The 21,126-nt window shown below is 34.4% G+C and carries 20 protein-coding genes, 1 tRNA gene and 2 pseudogenes; 9 read left to right on the forward strand and 14 right to left on the reverse strand.

The window, feature by feature from the left end:
* The first annotated feature begins 676 nt into the window (after window positions 1–676).
* Both NNJ73_RS08400 and NNJ73_RS08405 read left to right on the forward strand, forming a co-directional pair.
* Window positions 677–958 (forward strand): hypothetical protein, encoded by a 282-nt coding sequence (locus NNJ73_RS08400; protein WP_254493652.1) that lies wholly within the window; start codon window positions 677–679, stop codon window positions 956–958.
* A gap of 231 nt (window positions 959–1,189) precedes the next feature.
* Window positions 1,190–1,468, forward strand: coding sequence for a hypothetical protein (locus NNJ73_RS08405; protein ID WP_254493653.1), 279 nt, complete (start codon window positions 1,190–1,192; stop codon window positions 1,466–1,468).
* 13 nt (window positions 1,469–1,481) lie between these two features.
* Here NNJ73_RS08405 and NNJ73_RS08410 read toward each other — a convergent pair whose 3' ends face one another.
* The 9 genes from NNJ73_RS08410 to NNJ73_RS08455 all read right to left on the reverse strand — a co-directional run bounded on the left by NNJ73_RS08410 (window position 1,482) and on the right by NNJ73_RS08455 (window position 8,617).
* Window positions 1,482–1,712 (reverse strand): hypothetical protein, encoded by a 231-nt coding sequence (locus NNJ73_RS08410; protein WP_254493654.1) that lies wholly within the window; start codon window positions 1,710–1,712, stop codon window positions 1,482–1,484.
* A gap of 116 nt (window positions 1,713–1,828) precedes the next feature.
* Window positions 1,829–2,056 carry a hypothetical protein gene (locus tag NNJ73_RS08420; RefSeq protein WP_254493656.1) on the reverse strand — a complete coding sequence of 76 codons (228 nt, stop codon included), beginning with the start codon at window positions 2,054–2,056 and terminating at the stop codon, window positions 1,829–1,831.
* A complete protein-coding gene (locus NNJ73_RS08425; protein ID WP_254475209.1) occupies window positions 2,053–2,715 on the reverse strand; it encodes a lysozyme in 663 nt (220 codons plus the stop codon). Before NNJ73_RS08425 ends, NNJ73_RS08420 begins: the two co-directional genes overlap by 4 nt.
* Window positions 2,716–2,779: 64 nt before the next feature.
* Complete coding sequence (locus NNJ73_RS08430) at window positions 2,780–3,109, reverse strand: hypothetical protein (RefSeq protein ID WP_254492184.1); 330 nt, start codon at window positions 3,107–3,109, stop codon at window positions 2,780–2,782.
* Window positions 3,110–3,118: 9 nt separating this feature from the next.
* Window positions 3,119–3,928: a hypothetical protein gene (locus NNJ73_RS08435; RefSeq protein WP_371923267.1), complete on the reverse strand. Its 810-nt coding sequence runs from the start codon at window positions 3,926–3,928 to the stop codon at window positions 3,119–3,121.
* A 1,333-nt stretch (window positions 3,929–5,261) separates the two neighbouring features.
* Window positions 5,262–5,816, reverse strand: coding sequence for a biotin transporter BioY (locus tag NNJ73_RS08440; RefSeq protein ID WP_254493658.1), 555 nt, complete (start codon window positions 5,814–5,816; stop codon window positions 5,262–5,264).
* Window positions 5,817–5,832: 16 nt separating this feature from the next.
* The gene (locus NNJ73_RS08445) at window positions 5,833–6,471 is read right to left on the reverse strand and encodes an energy-coupling factor transporter transmembrane protein EcfT (protein WP_254493659.1); all 639 of its coding nucleotides are present in this window, start codon (window positions 6,469–6,471) and stop codon (window positions 5,833–5,835) included.
* On the reverse strand, window positions 6,468–7,148 hold the full coding sequence (locus NNJ73_RS08450; RefSeq protein ID WP_254493660.1) for an energy-coupling factor ABC transporter ATP-binding protein: 681 nt from the start codon (window positions 7,146–7,148) through the stop codon (window positions 6,468–6,470). The genes NNJ73_RS08445 and NNJ73_RS08450 overlap by 4 nt, the downstream gene beginning before the upstream one ends.
* A gap of 41 nt (window positions 7,149–7,189) precedes the next feature.
* Window positions 7,190–8,617: an amino acid permease gene (locus NNJ73_RS08455; RefSeq protein WP_254493701.1), complete on the reverse strand. Its 1,428-nt coding sequence runs from the start codon at window positions 8,615–8,617 to the stop codon at window positions 7,190–7,192.
* Between the two features lie 181 nt (window positions 8,618–8,798).
* Here NNJ73_RS08455 and NNJ73_RS08460 point away from each other — a divergent pair, with 181 nt between their 5' ends.
* Window positions 8,799–9,137, forward strand: a complete 339-nt coding sequence (locus tag NNJ73_RS08460) for a hypothetical protein (protein ID WP_254493661.1) — start codon at window positions 8,799–8,801, stop codon at window positions 9,135–9,137.
* A 1,078-nt stretch (window positions 9,138–10,215) separates the two neighbouring features.
* Here NNJ73_RS08460 and NNJ73_RS08465 read toward each other — a convergent pair.
* Window positions 10,216–10,350 (reverse strand): SlyX protein, encoded by a 135-nt coding sequence (locus tag NNJ73_RS08465; protein ID WP_254493662.1) that lies wholly within the window; start codon window positions 10,348–10,350, stop codon window positions 10,216–10,218.
* A 452-nt stretch (window positions 10,351–10,802) separates the two neighbouring features.
* On the opposite strand from NNJ73_RS08465, the gene NNJ73_RS08470 reads away from it, so the two are divergent.
* Window positions 10,803–10,878: transfer RNA gene (locus tag NNJ73_RS08470), tRNA-Thr, on the forward strand.
* A gap of 99 nt (window positions 10,879–10,977) precedes the next feature.
* Here NNJ73_RS08470 and NNJ73_RS08475 read toward each other — a convergent pair.
* Window positions 10,978–11,176: pseudogene (locus tag NNJ73_RS08475) on the reverse strand (DNA-binding protein).
* Between the two features lie 1,044 nt (window positions 11,177–12,220).
* Here NNJ73_RS08475 and NNJ73_RS08480 point away from each other — a divergent pair.
* Together NNJ73_RS08480 and NNJ73_RS08485 are read left to right on the forward strand one after the other, a co-directional pair.
* Complete coding sequence (locus tag NNJ73_RS08480; protein WP_254493663.1) at window positions 12,221–12,883, forward strand: lysozyme; 663 nt, start codon at window positions 12,221–12,223, stop codon at window positions 12,881–12,883.
* Window positions 12,880–13,107, forward strand: coding sequence for a hypothetical protein (locus NNJ73_RS08485; RefSeq protein ID WP_120100521.1), 228 nt, complete (start codon window positions 12,880–12,882; stop codon window positions 13,105–13,107). Before NNJ73_RS08480 ends, NNJ73_RS08485 begins: the two co-directional genes overlap by 4 nt.
* 627 nt (window positions 13,108–13,734) lie before the next feature.
* Here NNJ73_RS08485 and NNJ73_RS08495 read toward each other — a convergent pair.
* Window positions 13,735–13,954, reverse strand: a pseudogene (locus tag NNJ73_RS08495) (integrase); the annotation flags it as partial.
* Between the two features lie 553 nt (window positions 13,955–14,507).
* On the opposite strand from NNJ73_RS08495, the gene NNJ73_RS08500 reads away from it, so the two are divergent.
* Complete coding sequence (locus tag NNJ73_RS08500) at window positions 14,508–14,690, forward strand: transketolase C-terminal domain-containing protein (RefSeq protein ID WP_254493702.1); 183 nt, start codon at window positions 14,508–14,510, stop codon at window positions 14,688–14,690.
* Window positions 14,691–15,520: 830 nt separating this feature from the next.
* Here NNJ73_RS08500 and lldD read toward each other — a convergent pair.
* Together lldD and NNJ73_RS08510 are read right to left on the reverse strand one after the other, a co-directional pair.
* Window positions 15,521–16,672 carry an FMN-dependent L-lactate dehydrogenase LldD gene (gene lldD / locus NNJ73_RS08505; RefSeq protein WP_254493665.1) on the reverse strand — a complete coding sequence of 384 codons (1,152 nt, stop codon included), beginning with the start codon at window positions 16,670–16,672 and terminating at the stop codon, window positions 15,521–15,523.
* Window positions 16,673–17,560: 888 nt separating this feature from the next.
* Window positions 17,561–18,649, reverse strand: a complete 1,089-nt coding sequence (locus NNJ73_RS08510) for a 2'-deoxycytidine 5'-triphosphate deaminase (protein WP_254493666.1) — start codon at window positions 18,647–18,649, stop codon at window positions 17,561–17,563.
* A gap of 271 nt (window positions 18,650–18,920) precedes the next feature.
* Between NNJ73_RS08510 and mutL the strand changes: the two genes are divergently transcribed.
* A complete protein-coding gene (gene mutL, locus NNJ73_RS08515; protein WP_254493667.1) occupies window positions 18,921–20,771 on the forward strand; it encodes a DNA mismatch repair endonuclease MutL in 1,851 nt (616 codons plus the stop codon).
* 107 nt (window positions 20,772–20,878) lie between these two features.
* Window positions 20,879–21,115, forward strand: a complete 237-nt coding sequence (locus NNJ73_RS08520; RefSeq protein WP_254493668.1) for a DUF2093 domain-containing protein — start codon at window positions 20,879–20,881, stop codon at window positions 21,113–21,115.
* The last annotated feature ends 11 nt before the right edge of the window (window positions 21,116–21,126 follow it).

A 21,126-nucleotide genomic window follows, 5' to 3' on the forward strand; every position in this document is an offset into this window, starting at 1 on the left:
TTTGAAAATCCTTATACACAAAATGATTTTAATATACGCATAGTTCGTGATGAAATTTATTATCATCTTCTTCCTTTATTTTTTTTAAATAAAAAGAAAGATATTAAAATTAACTTTTATGTACATGAAGCGGAAGATTTAGAAGACTTATATAAATTAAGAAACGCAGAAAATTTAGAACGGTTAGAGAAGAGCACAATAAGTACGCGAGATTTACCTTATTTAGAAGTTAAAGGTTTCAATATCGGTTCTTTAGATATTCCCTTCACTCTTTCTTATTATTTTGAAGACAACACAAATTATAGGGCTAAAATAGAAGCTTTCTATTGTGCTAACAACCGCACTGTTATGCCTTTTTCACAGTTTATAAAACTTAATCCAATAAAAAATGTTATAATGATATTTTTATTAGAATCACCTGTTTTAGATCAATATGTTAATGATGAACGAAATGATTTTCAGATTGATAAAAAAATCCAGACTTAGAAACCCAACTGACTTGGAATGATATTAATAAGAAGTTAGAGCATATTCTAGATGAAATAATTAACTATCATTTCCCCAAAATTAAAGAAGAAAAAATTGCTCTTCTCCAAAAGGTTTCTAAAGAATATCCTTACTTGGTAGAATTCTAGACACAAAAGATGTAATTGGAGGTATCCTTACAGAAGATTCATTGATTGAAAAAGCAGAGAAAAAATATTCAACAAAAAAATTAGCATTCAAAAGAATTCTTCGTGAAGATAAAGGAATACCAAAAGATAATTTTAAAACAGCACAAAAATTTGCTAGTCTAGAATTAACCCAATATATTCAATTCAGAAACGATATTCTGTGCCAATTTTCTAATTTACTACAACCTAAAACTTTAGAAAAGGATATTCATAATTTATTTGTTCCACAACAATATACTGCTGATAAAAACTTACCTTTAGCATTAAAAGAAAATAATTTATAGATACTTGATGACACCTTAATAAGCTATAGTTATTTACAAAGTGAGAAGAATATAAAGAACTTCCTTTCACAAGTTGATAAAGCTTCACTCGATGTTGAAAAAAATAATAAAGGGTTATCGAGTTGACCTGATATAGCTTTATATTTTGATTCTGAGGAAAAAAAACGGGCTGTCTTAATAGAGTTTAAAAGTCCTGTAGCGGATTATAAAAATACAGGCGTTGCTCAATTAATGTATTATGCCGAAACACTTAAGAAATGTGGTGTTGAGGAGATGTATCTTTATCTGATTGCTGAAATAGATGACGCTTTTTCACAAGTTTTATGTGTTACAAATTATTTCACTAAAGTTTTTTCTCCAGAAGGAGAATATTATCGGAATTATTGGTCTAAGTTCAACGCTTGCATACAAGTTGTATCTCCAAAAACTCTTTTAGAGAACGCAAGGTTAAGAAATAGCACCTTTATGGATATTATTAAAAAGGATTCTTTACGTCATGAAACAATATAAATTGATTAAATTTTTAACTCTTTGTTATCCATTTTTTAAAGTGTGAGAAGTGATTATCTAGTGCGTCCATGAAACGGGATAAATCGATGACAAACATAAAGACAATGAAGGCAATCCACTTTATAAGGCATGACATCATCTTTAAGCCTTGATAGGTTTCTATCATCTCATGAAGAAGCCGTTGTTCTGTCTCTGAGAGATCTTGTTCCTTCTTACTTCCCTTGCTACTCATTTTGCTAACCACATAAGCGTGCTCCCTGTTGATTATGTTTCAATATATCTCTTGCTAAATTGGGACTGATCGCGTTCAGATCTTGCTTGTCTAAATAAATTGGTAACCAACTAACACAAGAAACTGTCCTATTTGCCGCGCACCCAACGAGACAAAGCAGAATGCACACAAGAATCACTTTTTTGATTAATTTCATTTTTCACCTCAAAACGGGTTGTTGCTGTTTTTAAAGCATGCTCTTTTTGCTTGTACTGTTCACTTTTCTTGCCAAGGTGAAACGCTTTGGCTAAAGCCATTAAAAAAACGGCTAAAGCCGCTAACAGAAGAGACAAATTTCTTTTAAACCAGAAAATCACAAGCGCTGTTCCTTAAACCGCTTGGCAACAATCACCAGTCCTGTACACGCCGCTAAAACCATAATCCCTGCTAACGCCCACTGAATTGGTCCATTACCAACAAAAAAGCCTCCAAATCCTGAACAAGACCCTATAATCGGGGCTAGCGCCTCTATCTTGAAAAGACCTGTTCTCTCCTTCGTTTCTACCCTGTGATAGTTCGAAGCAATGTAAGACCCTTTCGCCCACAAACCGGCTTCGGCTGCTCGACGGTTGGATAATCCCACAAAAGGCTTACCCCCTATCTTATTCCATTTCTGTAATTCACTAGGAACAGCTTCATAATCCCCTTGATTAAGCTTCTTCAACAACGTTGACTTGCTAAAGGCTTTCGTTCCTACGTTATAGCAAAACGATACCAATGCCGCGAATTGGCAATCCGTTAATGAAACCGTCACCGATTCCTCAACCGTCTTCTCAAATTGCTTTAAGTCTTCACAAAGAATTTCTTCTGCTTGCTCTTGTGTGATACGCATGCCTTTTTTAACAAGCGGTTGACCGGCATTGCTGGTGTGACCATACCCTATCGTCCAGATACATGCTACATCTCTATAAGCCTCTAAACGTAACCCTTCCCACTGTTTGATAAGCTCTAATCCTTCCTTTGATATCTTTCTCATCTGACCCTCCATAAAAAAAGCCCCACATCTGTGAGGCTGGATTAAAATCTTCTTTTATGATCTTCTATTGGCTATGCTCTTTGATCAACTGCTCGACTTCTTCAACACGAAAGCCAAGTTGAAAAAGCGGTGCATATTCGCTTTCCTGTAATTCATACTGACAACGCTTTTTGACAAAATCTCCATTGAGATCAGACGGCATTTCGGTTATGAGAGCAACCTTATGCGTGTCATCTTCTACCCCCTCTTCTCCTTCACTGAGCTCTTTGATAAAGACCCAATAAAAACGCGTTGATAAAAGCTGCTCTAGCCTTTTTACCGTTTCTTCCCTATCAAATTCGAGCATATTTAGATAATCTTGCTTCGTATTTAAGTGTTCTGGATAAGAAAACATTTTAACCTCTCAAATAAATCTACGTGAGCGGCTGCATCCACGCGCCGAAACTTGTTCATTTGCAGCATTGATAGATATATATCCTCGACCAAATCGGTGGCTATCCCCTTCAATATTCCAAGTCCCTCCAGCTACCATTGCCTTAAGATCTACATTATCTGCTGTTGAGAAAAAAATAGATCCTGACAAAAACTGCCACATATAGCCGCAACCATCCTCACATCCTATATGAGAAATCATACGACGATTTGCCGTATCCCTATGTCCTCCGGAATATTTTGGAGAAGGTGCCTTTTTACCTTGAATACTTGTCTTATCATTACTCCCATGCATAGCAGAAGCAAATTCTTCATCACTTAATAATGACTTATTTACAAGCATCATATCTGTTGTATGCTGCATATAACTACGGTTAGTTGTTACATTTGCACGATAAACCGATTTCGTATTTACACCGTCGCCTGACTGAAGATAAATATCAACCCAAAGATCTGTAGAGAAGTCGTAAACCATTCCTTCTGGTGAACTATAAGGGCGGTGATTGAGACACCAAACAGAGTGGGGTAATATATCCCCTGCACGATAACCCGATAAGAGATGACCAGAAATCGTACCAACATCCGCACAAAGCGTGTGAAACCCTCCTATCTTGCGCGAATTATTGACGGCGTAACCGCTTGGATACGTAGAGTTTTCCGATACAACAAATTTATGAGACTGTCCTCCATCAGAAACCAAATAAACATAATAATCCTTGCCTGCCGAAAGAGACGGCATGCCTATTCTCGTGTCTGCAAGATATTGATTTATAATGATAATTCACTGTTTTGTATGTTGAATGAGAGTCCCGAATAACCTAAGATTCTCCCATTTAAAATTTATTTATATTCAATCAATTAAAATCACTTGCTTGCACATCGCAAGGGTGACTAGCATATGAATAGAAAACGTTTTATGAACCATCTCAGGGCCAAGAGCTATAACAACATTGAAACTGGCAAAAATGTATGATGGTATCGACTTTCTCCTTCATAACTGAAAAATGCTCGTGTCCCAATATATTATTCGTGAGGACTTTAGCATTATACCATCCACAAGCATCGTCATAAAATAGGTGTAACGTCCTTGATAAATGCCTTTTGAAAATAAACTCGTAAATTAACAACAATAGGTAAATCATGTTTGAGCTGTTCTCTTTGTCAGTGAAGGACATCACTCTATTAAAAAACATGAGACATAAAAACGTAAAGCAATGCGTAATTTTCATTATTAAAAAGATATTGATGTGAGTGCTTTTGAAAGTCGGAAAACCAAATCAAAAGAAAATGACCAAACGATTGATCGCCTTATATCTATCCCACATCATTTTCTCTAAAAAATTTATGAAATTGATACTCAGCCATCTTTAAAAAATTAAAAGACTTATAAACCTTCTTTCAAAAATGAAACTTACACCACTCTTTCAACAAGGTAAAAATTTTAAAATCAATTGGTAAAAAATTCAAAAATAATTATTGCAAATAAACTAATCATTCTTATTGTTTTACAAAAATATTAATATTTTTTAAAGCCCATTATAAAAATTTATTAATTCAGTCTTAAACGTTTATATACTTTAAATTATTGCTAAAATAAATAAGATAATTATAATATTAATGTATATAATTATTATTTATATATAGTATACATCATGTTGTTTATTATATTGATGATAAAATTATTTTATAATTAATAAAAAATAAATATTCTACCATTTGAATATGTAAAATATTGAATAATATAAATACATTCCTAAATTAGTATACACACGTTTTGTTGTTTCAAAAGAAATGTCATATTTTTCCAAAATACATCATGATCACCAGGATGGGTTGGTAAAATAACTTTATTTAATAAATAATCTCTCTGTTTACTAAGAAATAAATATGATTTAGAAATTTGAATATGAGTATATTATATTTATAATTTTTTAATATATATTTTATAAAACAGAATTAAAATTTATAATAAACATATAAGATATAATAAATTATTTATTTTCTATATATTCTATTTCACTAAAAGACAAAGGTGAGATAAAAATACTTTAAGCTTGTTACTATTTTCGCTCTATCTTTCTCATACAATATAATACAAAGTTCAAGAATCAGAACTATCCTTTCTTGGAATGAATGAGAGGGACAGTTTTTTTAATGGTAAGCGCTACAAAAGATGCAATCAGAACTTTCAAAAAACCACCAATTAAAAAACCTGATGAGCTTATTAAAACTGTCAGCAAAGACACTTGTGTCATATACGCTGTCCATGGAATACCAAAAGCATAGACAACGCCTATACCACCAACAGTATTAATTAAGAATAAGAGTATAAAATTTAATCGCTTCCAAAATAACTCAACCAATAAACCAATAAAAAATGCAGCAAAGGGAAAACTGATGAGATAACCACTCGTAACTCCTAAAAAAACACTCATTCCACCACGACCACCAGGCAATAAAGGCAATCCAATCGCAACAAGAATAAGGAAAAGAAATGATGCGAGAGCTCCCCTTTTGGCTCCAAGTATAGATCCTGCTAACATCGGTCCCATCGACTGCGCTGTAATAGGGACGCCTAGAAGAAAAGGAAGATAAATAGGAGGGAAAAGTCCCAAAACGGCGTAAATAGCGGCAAATAAAGCTATATAGACTAAATCTTTTGTATTCATTTGATTCTTTCTTTTACTATAAAAAACTTGGATTATTATGAGATGCCGTATCATTAGTATCAGCATCATAAGAGCGCGCTTCCAATGCTTCAGCCACTTCTGAAGCCATTCTTATGGTTCGTATAATTAAAGGTATTGCAAGAGCGACAATATTAGTATTAAGTCCCCGCGCTTGCTGTGCTTCATGGACTTCATTAAACTTTTCACTCAAAAGGGGAATAAACCTGATCGCCATAGAGAGAACCATACTTACTTTTGATGGATTTATACCAAAAAAATGAAAGGGCTGAAGCCCTGCTTCAATTGCATCTACCATATCTGAAACTTTTGTTGTGAATGAAATAAGTGATGATAAAGACAAGAGGATAAAAAGACGTAATATAACCTCAACTCCTGTAAGCCAACTGCTAAAAATAGTTTGAAATAAAAATAGAAGAACTAAAAGCAACCCCATCGATTTAAACTGCTTGATCACACTGCTAAAAGGAACCTTGGCAACTCTATAGAATAAGGCAACAAATAATAAAAAGAGTCCAAGAAGTGGTATAGATGAAACCATTATTATAAAAGTTCCACATACTGTAAGAAATAATAACTTAATTCCTGGACTTAACCTATGAATAAATGTATCCTTTGGAATATATAAACCGATCATGACATTCTTCTTATATATTCCTTGATAGCAACAAAAGGTACATCATCAATTACTATCTCCCCCTTATCAAAAACCAACACTCTATCAAACTTTTTCAAAAGCTCCAAATCATGCGATACAACTATTACCGTTTGTGGTAATTCTTCTATCACTTGCGTAACGCGATGCTTATTTCGTAAATCAAGTAATGTTGTCGGCTCATCAAAAATAATGTAATCTGGTTTCATGGCAACCACACTGGAAATCGCAATGAGTTGTTTTTGCCCACCACTTAATAAATGAACAGCGTGATTTCTGAAATCTTGAAGTTCATAGCGCTGTAAAATTTCATCTACACGCTCCTTAATTTCATCCTTACTAAGCTTCAAATTTTTAAGACCAAAGGATAAATCTTCTTCCACTAAGGGTAAAACAATTTGATTGTCAGGATTTTGAAAAACAAATCCTACTTTACGCTTTACCGCCTTTGCATCACGCTTTGTATCAAGCCCATCAACACTTACAAAACCATGAGAGGGTAATTGAAGCCCATTGATAAGACGAACAAATGTACTTTTTCCAGAACCATTCGCACCAATAATGGCAATGCGTCTTTCGGTAAGTTGTACAGTAATATTCTTTAAAACACACAACTCACCAAAAACTTGTGTTACCTTATCAAATTTTATAATTCCCAAGGTTTATTCCAATCAAGCCCTTTATATTACCCTTTCTATTGTTATCGCTTAAGCTTATAGCCTAAAAGTAAAAATAAGCACCATAGAGGAATAATAATGACTGCCAAACTCATATCAGGCATTTGTACAGGAATATATGTTTCAAGAAAAGGTATTCTTATTCCTACCATATCCAAAAATCTAACCATTAATCCATTTCTCCCCAAACCGCTTATAAACATTATACAAAATAATAAAACAAGAAAGCATAAGCAAAGATAGTTCGCGTAAGGATATAAACCAAACGCATAAATAAAGTTTCCTTTTCTGTTTTTATGCGCCTTTCGGAATTTCAAATGAACAATAACAATAATAGCCCAAGTAATAAGCGCAGCTGCAGTTGCAAGAGCCATAATTCGCATAAAACTATTATCAGGAACGAGAGCATTAATAACAACGATTATTGCCGTACACAACGATGAAAAAAGGATAGCAACATAAGGAACACGAGCAGCATTCAGTTTACCGAAAATATGTGGTGCATTTTTTTGTATCGCTAAACTATAAAGCATACGACCATTAGAATAAATGCCACTGTTGTATACAGAAATAGCCGCCATAATAACCACAAAATTCAAAATATGACCCGCAGCGGGAATTCCTACAGTTTCAAAAATTGTAACAAAAGGACTACCATTTTTTCCAATCATATCCCACGGACTGATTATCATAATAACGCTGATAGAACCAATATAAAAAATTATAATTCTCCACATAACTTGACGAATAGCCGCCGGAATTGTTTTTTGTGGTTTAGATGCCTCTCCAGCAGCAACACCAATAAGCTCGGTTCCTCCAAAAGAAAACATGACTACAGAAGTTGCCAAAACAACCCCTATAATTCCATAAGGAAAAAAACCACCGTGATCCCAAAGATAATGGATACTCGCTTGATTTTCCCCTATTCCAGTGACAATGAGAAAAATCCCAAAAATAATCATACCAAGAACAGCAGCAACTTTGATTAAAGCACAACCAAATTCAAATTCGCCATAAAAACGAACATTCGATAAATTAACGAGTGTGACAAACAAAAGTACAATAAAGGATGACTTCCAATGATCAATCAAAATCCAATGATCTAGATAAAATCCAATCACTGTAAGTTCAGTCATACTGACAAGAATATAAAGAAACCAATAATTCCAACCTGTTATAAAGCCTGCTAAACTCCCCCAATATTTATAAGCAAAAAAACTAAAAGCACCCGATGTTGGTTCTTCTACAGACATTTCGCCAAGCATTCGCATAATGAAATAAATAATAAGTCCTCCGAAAAGATAAGCTAGAATAGCCGAAGGCCCCGCCAATTGAATTGCCTCTGTTGATCCATAAAAAAGCCCCGTCCCTATAACGCCACCCAAAGCAATCATTTGAATGTGGCGATTTTGAAGATTACGCTTCAATCCATTATCCGCATTCTTAAGCATTACTCTCCACTCCCCCTCAATATTGATTGTAATCTTTACACGAAGGGCTGATAATATCTTCGACATATTTTTTTTCAACAGAAATTATAAAAGAGAACATAAATCTATTTTCTTGTCATAATGCAACTCCTTATCTTTCTGTGCATTATGCACATGTTCCATTGAAACTACAGGAAGAAATATGCTTCGCTCTTTATTCAAATTAATGGCTTTCATTTTCGTTACACTAACAATTATAGCGTTGGTTATTGATAATGCACACTCCGTCATCACGTCTCATTGGACAATAACCCCCCTTAATAGAATTCTCGTAACTCTTCTGCAAACAGATATCTATAATCTTAACCAATCTCTATGTAAGATAATGCCCGATTTTTTATCCTCTATTTGCATTACTCTCACTTATTTACCAGCATGGATTATCTTTGCTGCTTTAGCAATCATATTTTGTATCTTAACTTACGAAAAACAAAGGCCTTTTCAAAAAATATCATATACATATAATGGAGAATACATTTAAACTTGAAAAAGATTTATAGAACTCACTGTACTATACACAACCAATGTAGCCTAGAGTTCCCTCACCCTATCAACACAACTAAAAGTCATTTGATCATAAAAACGGATTAAAATACTTTATTATAATAAATATATATATGCCAATCATGATTTTTAATCGATAGCGACCACATCATTTTTTTGCATCAACTCAAAGAAATTAGCGAATAAATTTAATCCCTGCCTATAAGGAAACTCTGTACAGAAAAATTGAAATACATTGAGGTCTCTACATTTTTCTGTGGCTGCTTTTTATACTCTACAAAAACCTTTCTTAAGTTTAGTACTAGAAATCATATATAAAAAGTGTCTTCCAATATCAGCACTCTTTATAAGATTGAAAATTCTTGAAATTAATAAGAAAGTTTTCTAAAGTTGATAAAAACCGTTTTCCATGCTAAAAGATACATTCAATAAAAGCTAGTCTGAAAATAACGCAAAATCGTGATAAAGAACTTTTCACACCTTCCTTCCTTTATGATATTCACTCTATCACATCTAAAAAACCAAGAAGCTATAACTAGAAAATTTTTTAAAAAGTATCTTCATAGAGGCATGCCCCTCACGTAAAATAGAACACCATTAGGTTGCATATTCACACGTTTGTTTTAAAAAAGCATTTCTCAATATGCCCAAGCCTATTTCATGACATCGACCATGAATGATATAACAGTAAACCCATTCAGCACCTCCATCCTTATGCTGGTAGAGTAACAAACTGACACCCTCACATACTTTGCCAGCCCTAAAATGTTGCTACAGATCTTGGTACTTGAGATGATTCATAAGAGGTATTTTTGCCATTTCTTAATAGTTTTATCCCCACAGGCTCCTCCTCCCGCTTGTAACGTGCAAAAGATCATGGTTTTTACTTATTCAACATGAGGGAGATTTAAAATAAGAGAATCTTTCGGTATTCAAGCTTTTAATTTAAGTTGAATAGTGATAAATATTATAAATCAGCATATTGCTTTATTGAGAAAATGGCAAAATAACAGCTTCAGTAAGGCTGTCCTCTTCTGAAGCTGAAAAGCGTCTCGCTAAAACATCAACTTTTTAGATATCTCTTCCACACTTTTCCATTGATCACTGACCACACAAGAAAGCTCCTCAATGAATTTTTCTTGGTAAGTTCCCTTCATTTCTCGCTCTATCAGCCGATTTTTATCCGACATGATTCCGACTCCATCTTAAGTAAAAAACGTGATTAATTTTATTAACTCTCCCCCTTTTTCTTCCTATAAAATTGCAAAATAGCTTCAACTAATTTTGCTCGTCTTATTATATAAGGTTTATGATAAATTTTAGTTTCCTGAGCACTTATTCAACGAATTTCTTTCTTATTTTAGAATCAGAAAATATTTTTATCTTTGCTAAGATATCTTAACACCATTTTCTCTCCTAAAGAGAGAGATTTCCAGCTTCTTAATTTGAACACTATCATAAATCGGTAAGCATTTTATAGCACTACAATCACAAGAATACTGTCTCCATGACTTTTGTGCAGTTCTCTCCTTCAATTATTATCACATCTTATAAATTATTGAAAAAAATGCATACTTGCTTTTATACATACTTTTAGCTATTACCCTCAGATTAGTTTTGTTTCATTGACTTACAAACCTATGCCGCATTAGCTCAGTTGGTAGAGCACATCATTCGTAATGATGGGGTCGCTGGTTCGAATCCGGCATGCGGCACCAATTTGTGTGTTTAGCACATTTAAATATTTAGATTTTTTCTTTATTTTCTATTTTTAGACCACCTTTTAGTCTACCTCTTGTGGCTTAATATAATTTCACTTAGTTTGTTGTTATTTTCTCCGTATTTTTTGAGTAAAAGCTAGCATCTCTCTTTGCTCCATTCACGACTCTCCCTCACTTATATGACTCTGGAGGTAGCGCTTTAAAGCCTCCAAGGATGAATCATTGTTGTGGATACACTAAAAAGCTGTGCACATTTATGGGATGAAACATATCTATCACCATTATCACAAAGCATCTCATTTTTATACTCCATAAATAGGTGAAGATGCTGGAAAGAGAAATTTCCCTTCCTAACTTCAAGCAGCTTTTATCAAAATCTTTTATATCCCTTGTGTTATTACCCCTAAAAAGATTTCAAAAGCCTGATTAATTTGTTGTTCTGAAAACGTAGCTCGTACAACACCAGACAAGATAATACCACTCCAAAGCACCGCACAAAACGCTTCATATGAATAAAAAACATAACCAAGACTGCCGCTCAAATTTCTTACAGTACAATATTCTTTAAAAAATTATTAAATATCATTGATCTATAGATTAAATACGCTCCTCTGATATATTGTTTCAGTTGGAAACAGACTATAAGAGAGAGATAAAATATCTATTATGTTTTCATGTAAATATATTTTATTTATAAAAAAATTTATGTAACAGTTTATTTCAAATCCTTCATGAAGGTATGTTTTTAAGGAAATTAAGCAATTAGAGAAAAAAATAAAGAACAATTAAATTAACTATAGCTTTTTTGATTAAATATGTATAATACGTTATGTATTCGATATGTTGATTCTAAGATAAATTTTATATGGTAATGTTTAATTGTAATATCTCTTTTTGTTTTATAAAATTTTATATAGTGTAAGTTATGTATTATGGAATTATTTGAGAATAAATGCCTATTATTTTGTTCATTATTATATTTCTTACTTTTTCTTGAAAAGATCTTTTCTTCTCTAAAAGTATTGAAATATTTCAAATAGATTTTCTCTAAATCATTCTAGATTAATTGTATTTATAGGTGAAATATCTGATTATAAATTTATAAATTGATTGATCAAGAATTGTTGTATTTAGGCTCAAGAGAACGTTAATTGCTATAAAATGAATATTATTTAATATAACTTTTTCTCTAATAAAAATGATATGGGTTTTAGTAAAGTTCATTAAGGTGGTTTTATATCAATTAAACCCTTTCACTGTTTCGTGCTTTAAAATTGAGTAGATGTAAGTTTTGAATTTATGTCCTGCTTTGTGTAGGTTTTTTATAGGATTAAGAATAATGCGAAAAATATCAACAGAAGGGCTTGCATTGATTAAGCAATGGGAGGGTTTACGTTTAAAGGCCTATGAGGATTCTGGTGGAATATGGACAATTGGTTATGGGCATACAAGTGCAGCTGGCGCCCCAAGCGTCCATAAAGGCATGCAAATTACGGAAAAAGAAGCTGAAAAAATCCTTTGTCAGGACTTGAAAGAGTGTGAAGCTGCTGTTGAAAAGGCTGTCACCGTTCCTTTAAGTGATGAACAATTCGCAGCTTTAGTATCATTTTCCTATAATGTAGGAATAACGGCTTTTTGCAAATCTACACTTTTAAAAAAGCTCAATAACGGTGAATATGAAGCGGTACCAACTGAATTGCAAAAATGGACAAGAGTAGGCGGAAAACGTATCCAAGGTCTTGTCAATCGTCGAGCAGCCGAATCGGGGTTATGGGCGAAAGGAGCTCGTGTTGCGCCTAATTATCATGTTGTAGAATCAGAAGGCGTAACGGGGATTTGCAAAATAGAAGCTCTTGCACCAATTATAGGCTCTTTTTCAGGGCTTGGAGGACTTTTTGCAGGAAATGGTCCTGTCCAATGGGCTTTAGCAGGCATTATGGTTTTAGCTGCTTGTACAGCGATGATATATATTGCTAAACGTTTTCAGGAACACCGTCTATGATCTTATGGATAAAAAAATATCTGACAACAACGTCAGCAATCATAGCAGCTTTTTTTATAGCTTTGGTGAAAGCCTTTTTCCTTGGGAAAAGAGTTGAGAAGCAAAAACAAACAAAGGAAGCTTTTAATACAGCAAAAACACGGCTTGAGGTAGAAAATGAAATTAACAAGAAAAGTGATGCTGATGTGCGCAATAAGCTTTCTAACTGGATGCGCGACGAATGAACGGACTTCTTGTATTGGATGGCTGCCAATTTATTTGAATCGACAAGACATCAATGTCATTAGCCCAAATTTGGCAAGAGAGATTCTCAAACATAACGAACAAGGTGAGCGTGTATGTGGGTGGAAACATACACGAAAAGTGAAGTAATAAAAATACGATTTATCTGAAATAATAACCAATGAAAAAAATTGAAAGAGATGAATCCATTCAAATTAAAAGCAGAAACACTTAAAGGGTTAAAACATTTTGATGGTCTACTTGATTTTATTGGAGCGGCAAGCGAGTGCTTGACTTAAAATCAAAGGATTTAGCTGGGTATATTTCCGTAAAATGATTGGGTGTATTGAGATATTTTAGGGTTGTTCTTGTTATCCTAACCAAACAAGAGAAGAAAGGATTTTGTAGATTGCCCTTTTATTGCCTTTCAAAGATCTGATGATATAAAAAAGGGTTGTCTTCAGCAAAAATTATTTTTAGAGATTTGTCCATATTTAAGAAAATAAATCCACAAAACTATACAGAGATATTAGCTTTTTAGGGGTATTAATGAAGTTGTTTCAGCTTTTTACTGTAATGTTCTTGCAGATAAAGTAAATACTTTCGCATTGTATCTGCTTTTTATGCTAAAGCGGCGCAAGAATATTGCGAATAATATTGGCTGTTAATTTTTCTATAGGTAAGCTCTCTATGTTTGGAATAACATGCAATTTCAGTGGAGAAAACCAACGTCCATTTTTGCCTTCATTTTTTTTACTCTGCTTTTTTGCTTTCAAAAGCCGTCTGCACAATTTCTTTAAAAGTATTGCTTTGCTGTTTTAAAATAGTTTGTTCTCGAAAGACAAATGGCGGCTTCACGAATATCTGAAAAGATTGCTCAATTCGCAAAACTTTATCCGACATGTATTATAGAAGTTGGAAGTACTGAATAAAATTTGGTAGGTATTGCTGCTGGTCTTACTTCATGTGAAAAAAGTTCTTGGTTGTTTTGCGGGCTTATTTTTTGATAACACGTGCCCTTAATAAATAAAGGTAGATGCCTGCTTATTGTGAAAATCCTGTTCTATTAATTGATATTAGTGCAGGTATTCGCTATGGATCCTGGAAATAACCCATCATGCCATTTTCGATTTTGCTTCGTTTCGCACCATTCCTAACATACGTATTATTGCTTCTACAGATAATAAAGAAACAAAAGCCACAATTCTCTCGACATTAAGCAATCCTATGCCCTATACTCCTAGGAAAGCACCCTGTTATAAATATTCATAAGAGTACTCCAAACATCGATATCAGCAAAGCTTCTGTTATCAAAAAGGGAAAAGATATTCTCCTATTTGCCACTGGAAAAATCGTCTAGATTTATCTTAATGCGGCTGAAGCACTTCAAAAATATGAAATTATCCCAACAGTTGTTAGTGTATCCACAATCCAACCTTTAGATGATGCATCTATATTAGAACTCTGTAAATCTCACAAATTTATTGTTGTTTGTGAAAAGCATAACATGAATGGGGGACTTGAAGAAGCAATTGCAAAATTACTTATGAAATATAGCACTGCATGTAAATTTATATCGTTATGAATACCGGATGAGCCAATCTATAATGGAAGCCAATGGGATTGTCTTGGCAAGTTATAAAATAAGTCGAGAAGATATAAAAAAAACTGTATTAGCAATGATATAAGATACAAAAAACATGAAACTGCATCTTAATATGCTCGTCCAGTTTAAAATCCTTATAAATCATTGAGGATGCAAAAAAAGAGACTGATAAGCACATTAAATCGCGTTGTCTTGCTTTCTAATGAAAGCGTTTTTTTTTAATATACTATACTGTATTTTTATTATTTAAAAATATACTCTATAAAAAACAATACCATACCCATATAATATATTATTCATTAAAATTAGCATAAATACTATAGATATTATAGAATATATCTCAATCTTTTATTATAATTTATATATATTAATAATACATATTGATTTTTTAAATAAAATTAGTTATATACTATTATATGTATTAATTGAATATTAAAAACATGATTAATATATTATATTTTTTATAAATAGGAGAGGAAAAATGCTCACAGCATTATTTATATCTATTTTTTCTATGTCAACAGCTGTTATGCCTTTGCTCACAGCGCTTGTTCCTTTTTATCCTTAGAACGCGTTTTAACAAAGTGAATAACAGGTTTATGAAGTGTTATTTGTACTTTTTCTGCTTTGATTGTTAGTAAGATTTTTTTTACTATTATTATAGTTAGTGGGTATTTATTGCCATTTTATAGAAGAGATTTTTAATCTTTTTCTTCAACGTTAACTGTCAACATATCTGTAAAATATACAATGATGCTCTTCTATAAAAAAAAGCTTTCTTTTTCTAAAAGCAGTATAAAAAATAACTTTCATTGCTTAAAAACATCTGTATTCACTAAACTTTTGTGTGTAATCTCTTTGATTGTCTGAGCACCTGTCAATGTCATAGCTACCCGCATTTCATTGGCAAAAAGATCAAGCAGGTGAGTAACACCTTTCTCACCTGCTGCAGCAAGCGCATAAACAAAAGCACGACCAATCATAACAACATCTGCGCCTTGTGCGATCATGCGTACAACATCAAGACCAGAACGCACACCAGAATCCACTAAAATAACTAGATCACTCTTTACAGCATCTGCAATTGCAGGCAACGCCCGCGCCGTTGATAAGACACCATCAAGCTGACGTCCGCCATGATTGGAAATAACAATGCCATCAGCACCAAATTGTACTGCTTCTCGCGCATCTTCTGGATCAAGAATACCTTTCAGAATCATTTTTCCTTTCCAAAAATCGCGAATCCATTGTAAATCATACCAACCAATTGATGGATCAAAATTTGCACCAAGCCAACCAACATAATCATCCAGTGCAATTTTCTTTTTGAGATAGGTAGAAACATTTCCAAGATCATGCGGGCGCCCCATAACACCAACGTTCCAAGCCCAATGTGGATGCATAAAAGCTTGTAAAAAACGGCGTACCCCAGCATAAGGACCAGACATCCCTGAATGCGCATCACGGTAACGTGCCCCTGGAACCGGCATATCAACTGTAAAAATCAACGTGCGTACACCTGCTAACCAAGCGCGCTCTAATGCATCACGCATGAAACCGCGATCTTTGAGAACATAAAGTTGAAACCAAAAAGAATCTCCAACTGCTTCTTGCACTTCTGCAATAGGACAAACTGAAACAGAAGATAGAGTAAAAGGAATCCCTTTTGAAACGGCTGCACGCGCAGCTTGTACTTCACCACGGCGTGCATACATGCCTGTTAGCCCAACAGGGGCAAGAACAATTGGTAAATCAAGTGTCTGATCAAAAAGCTTTATTGAAAGATCAACACCACCAACTTGCCTTAAAATCCTTTGACGCAGTGCAAGTGCTTGAAGATCGCTACAATTACGTCGCAATGTTTCTTCAGCATAAGCCCCACCATCAATATAGTGAAAAAGAAAGGGAGGAAGACGACGCTTTGCTGCCTTACGATAATCAAATGTTGAAGAAATAATCATTGATGGCACCATTGTTTCTAAATGAAAAGAGAAGATATCCTAAAATGCATAAGAGCCCCCTCTGTATCTCCTATTTGATACCCTCCCCAAACGCTCGACTGAATAGATAGAGGGAACAGGAATTGCAACTTTCTAAAAAACTCATTGATAAAAACAACGTCTTTTTTTTCTTTTCCAAATTTAAAACCTCACAGTATGGAGGAGGATCAATAACCTATTATTCATACTTTTATACATCCTTCATCTACAATTGAAGTGCTAAACTTTACTGTAAACAGATGCCTCTTTGAAAGCTATTGCGCCGCCAGCTTGTTCATTGTAATTCAAAGTTATCTCTCCCTTAAAAGTTTATTTACACTATTTTTTATAAGAATAGAGAGTCTCTTATCATGTAGGATAAACTATAATCCCCCCAAAAGATGAAAAAAGTATTTATTGGCTCTGAATGATGAATTTTATAGAGAATAAAATATACTAGGTATTTAAGCTCTAGAACAATGAAATTTATAGCAGCATCTAAGTTTTGCATATTTGTTTTGAAAATCAAATACGTCATTGTTATATCGAGTTTTATTAACTTGTTGATTTATTATCATAATGCATATGCAATGACTTATTGAAATAAGAATTGAATACAGTAAAACTCTTTAGATCTTTTTACGATGAAACAATTGGAACTATTCTTTTGCTCATGATAAACAGAGCTCATATGGATAAAAACGCTTAAAAAAGAAGTAAAAATCCCTCTCATATCCTCTAAAATGCAAGGACAGTCAAAACTTTTAAAACTGACAATAGAATGCAGGGAGTCCATTTTGTGAGAAACAAAATTTTCCTACTTAAGAGATATTTTCTGCATATACTTTATCAAAACTCGTAGTTTTTAGCTCATTTAAAATGCTTGGATAATTTTAAACCCTGTGCTTGATAATGTGACCCGACATCATGCCCATAAAGGGTTGTTGGTCGATTAAGCATATGCTCATAAACCAAACGGCCAATAATTTGGCCATGCTCTAAGATAAAAGGAACTTCATGGCTGCGCACTTCTAAAACCGCTCTTGCCCCTTTACCACACGCTTCCATATGCCCAAATCCTGGATCAAAAAAGCCTGCATAATGCACCCTAAACTCACCTACTAAAGGATCAAAAGGAGTCATTTCTGCGGCATAAAGCGGAGGCACATGAACGCACTCTCGTGAAACTAAAATATAAAACTCATCAGGATCAAGAACCAACTCCCTTTGACCACGATCAAAAAGAGGCTCCCAAAAATCTAAAACGTGGGCAGAAGCACGTTTATCAATATCAATAATACTTGTATGATGTTTACCACGATAACCTATAAGCCCATTTTTATCTCCTTTTAAATTAATGGAAAGCCCAATACCACCAGTGCTAATATTAGGATGATCATCCGATATCAGCGTTTCTTGCCTTTGCAAAGCATGCAGCTCAGTTTCATTTAAATAACTTTGCCCTTTTCTAAATCGAAGCTGTGATAAATGCGAGCCAGTACGCACCAAAATCGGAAATGTTCGTGGGCTAATTTCCAGATAAAGCGGACCATGATAACCAGCACAAATTTTATCAAACTCTTGAGCATTATCTGTAATGACCCGTGTAAAAATATCTAATCGTCCCGTAGAGCTTTTGGGATTGGCAATAGCCGATAAAAATTCTGGTAAGGCCAAATTTTCCAAAAGCGGAACAATATAAACACACCCCGTTTCCAAAACAGCACCATCTCGTAAATCAAACTCATGCAACTTTAACCGCTCAAGCTTATCCAAAACTTTTGTCTCAAGTCCCGGCATAAAGGAAGCACGTATACGATAAGCTTTCTCCCCTAAACGAAGATCAAGGCTTGCTGGTTGTATTTGAGATCTATTAAACGGATACAGAGCTTTCAGAAAGTTATTATCAATCAAAGCTTGTATATCACTATCTGCTAAAATACCGCTTAGACGCGCCATATATGTTGCCTTCCCTTTTTACACTATTTTTTTTTGACCTAGATGATAAATTGGTGCAAGTTATTTTAAGATGATAAAAATTATTTTTTCTATTTTTTCCAAGTAATTTGTTGATATTTCGAACAATGAAAAACATTTAGTATAATATGCTCTCGAAAAAATAAGAAGCGTTTAGAAAAAATACCTCTTATACCTTCTCATTCTTGAATGTTACACAAATGATGTTATCATAATTTTCTATAACCCCCTTAAGAGTCCTGTTAGAATTTATATGATTATACGCCATCTTAGCGAAAATATTATTAACCAAATCGCCGCTGGTGAAGTTATTGAACGGCCGGCAAATGTTGTCAAAGAACTTGTTGAAAATGCTATCGATGCTGGTGCAACACGCATTGAAATTATGACAGCAAATGGTGGAAAAAATTTTATAAAGGTAAGTGATAATGGTTGTGGGATTCCTGCTGATCAGTTAACTTTAGCCGTTTCTCGCCATTGTACCTCAAAGATTACCGATGACGTACACAATATCTGCTTCCTCGGGTTTAGAGGAGAAGCCCTCCCTTCTATTGGTTCTGTTGCTAAACTTAAACTCATTTCACGGACAAAAGAGGCTGAGAGTGCTGCTGAAATTTCCGTTACTGCAGGAAAAATTGTAGGACCCAAACCAGCTGCTGCAAATTTGGGAACAATTGTTGAAGTTCGAGACCTTTTCTTTGTCACGCCAGCACGGTTAAAATTTATGAAAACTGATCGAGCTGAAACAAATGCTATTAGTGATATGATTAAGCGAATTGCTATCGCATTTCCACATATCCGCTTTTCTCTTTCAGGACTAGACAGAACATCTATGGAACTGTCTGCGACAGAAAATAATACTCAAGGACAATTACAACGTATTACCCAAATTATGGGAAAAGAATTTGCCCCTAACAGCATTGCACTGAATGCTGAACGCGAATCCGTGCGCTTAACGGGGTTTGCTTGTTTGCCATCTTTCAACCGAAATAACAGCCTTCATCAATTTGCTTATGTTAATGGACGTCCGGTGCGTGATAAATTTCTATGGGGTGCAATTCGAGGCGCTTATGCTGATGTCATGACACGGGATCGTTATCCTGTCGCTATTCTTTTTATTGATCTTCCTCCTGCTGAGGTCGATGTTAATGTCCATCCAGCCAAAGCTGATGTCCGATTCCGTGATCCAGGATTAATTCGTGGTTTAATCGTTGGAGCAATTCGTGAAGCATTGCAGCAATCTGGTATTCGCCCTACTTCAACCCGTTCTGAAGCAATGCTTGCGGCTTTTCAAACACAAAAACCTTTGGCACAACAACCATTGGGCAATTTAAAAAATGCTCACCAATCCTCTTCTTATAGCTCGCAGTCTCATCATTTTGCCGCCGCTTCAATGGTTCACAAACCATTGGATAGTACCAGCTCTTTTGGTTTAAAAGAAGATGCCACGCCTATTATAGAGGGCTTAAATACACCAAGTGGTGCGACCTACCCAAGCACTATACCTTCATCAGAAGACTTATCTTATCCTCTAGGTGCGGCCAGAGCTCAAATCCATAAAAACTATATTATCGCCCAAACTCAAGATAGTTTGATCATTGTCGATCAACATGCTGCGCACGAACGATTGGTTTATGAAGCACTTAAAAATGCCCTTTATACCAAACCTCTTCCTTCACAATTATTACTGATTCCTGAAATTGTAGAACTCTCTGAAGAGGATGCAACATGCCTCTTAACTCACAAAGATGCTTTGCAAAAATTTGGATTGAGCATAGAACCATTTGGACCTGGAGCAATTCTTGTACGCGAGACACCTTCTATGTTAGGAGAAATCAACGTGCAAGCCCTTATTAAAGATCTCGCCGATGAAGCCGCTGAGCATGATACAACAAACAATTTAAAAGAAATGCTTGATTATGTTGCAGCAACAATGGCTTGTCACGGCTCAATACGGTCAGGGCGCCTTTTACGCCCTGAAGAAATGAACACTCTGTTACGGCAAATGGAGGCAACACCCAATACAAGTACGTGTAATCATGGACGCCCTACTTATATTGAACTTAAATTAGCAGATATAGAACGGCTTTTTGGCAGAAAATAAACGTTTAACTCTTTTGATAAGAAAAATATTTTTAAATTAACTCTCGACTTTATAATATATCTTATGGCACTTTTTTGAATAATACTGTCAAATAAAAAGGAACTAAAATGTTTTCCAATGGTGAACGCGAAGCAAAAGTTCGTTATTCTAATAATGGATATGACATTGTGGAATATGGAACCTATACTATTTGTGCCGTTAGCGGACAAAAAATCCCTATAGATGATTTAAAATATTGGAATCATCATCGCCAAGAAGCATATGCTAGTTGTGAAATTTCCTATCACCGTGAACTTGAATGCAATCCATATCTCAAGCAATTGTTAACAACAAAAGAAAAATAGACTCTCGAAAG

This window comes from Bartonella sp. B1099 (assembly GCF_944801835.1).
In the GTDB taxonomy this organism is placed as follows: domain Bacteria; phylum Pseudomonadota; class Alphaproteobacteria; order Rhizobiales; family Rhizobiaceae; genus Bartonella.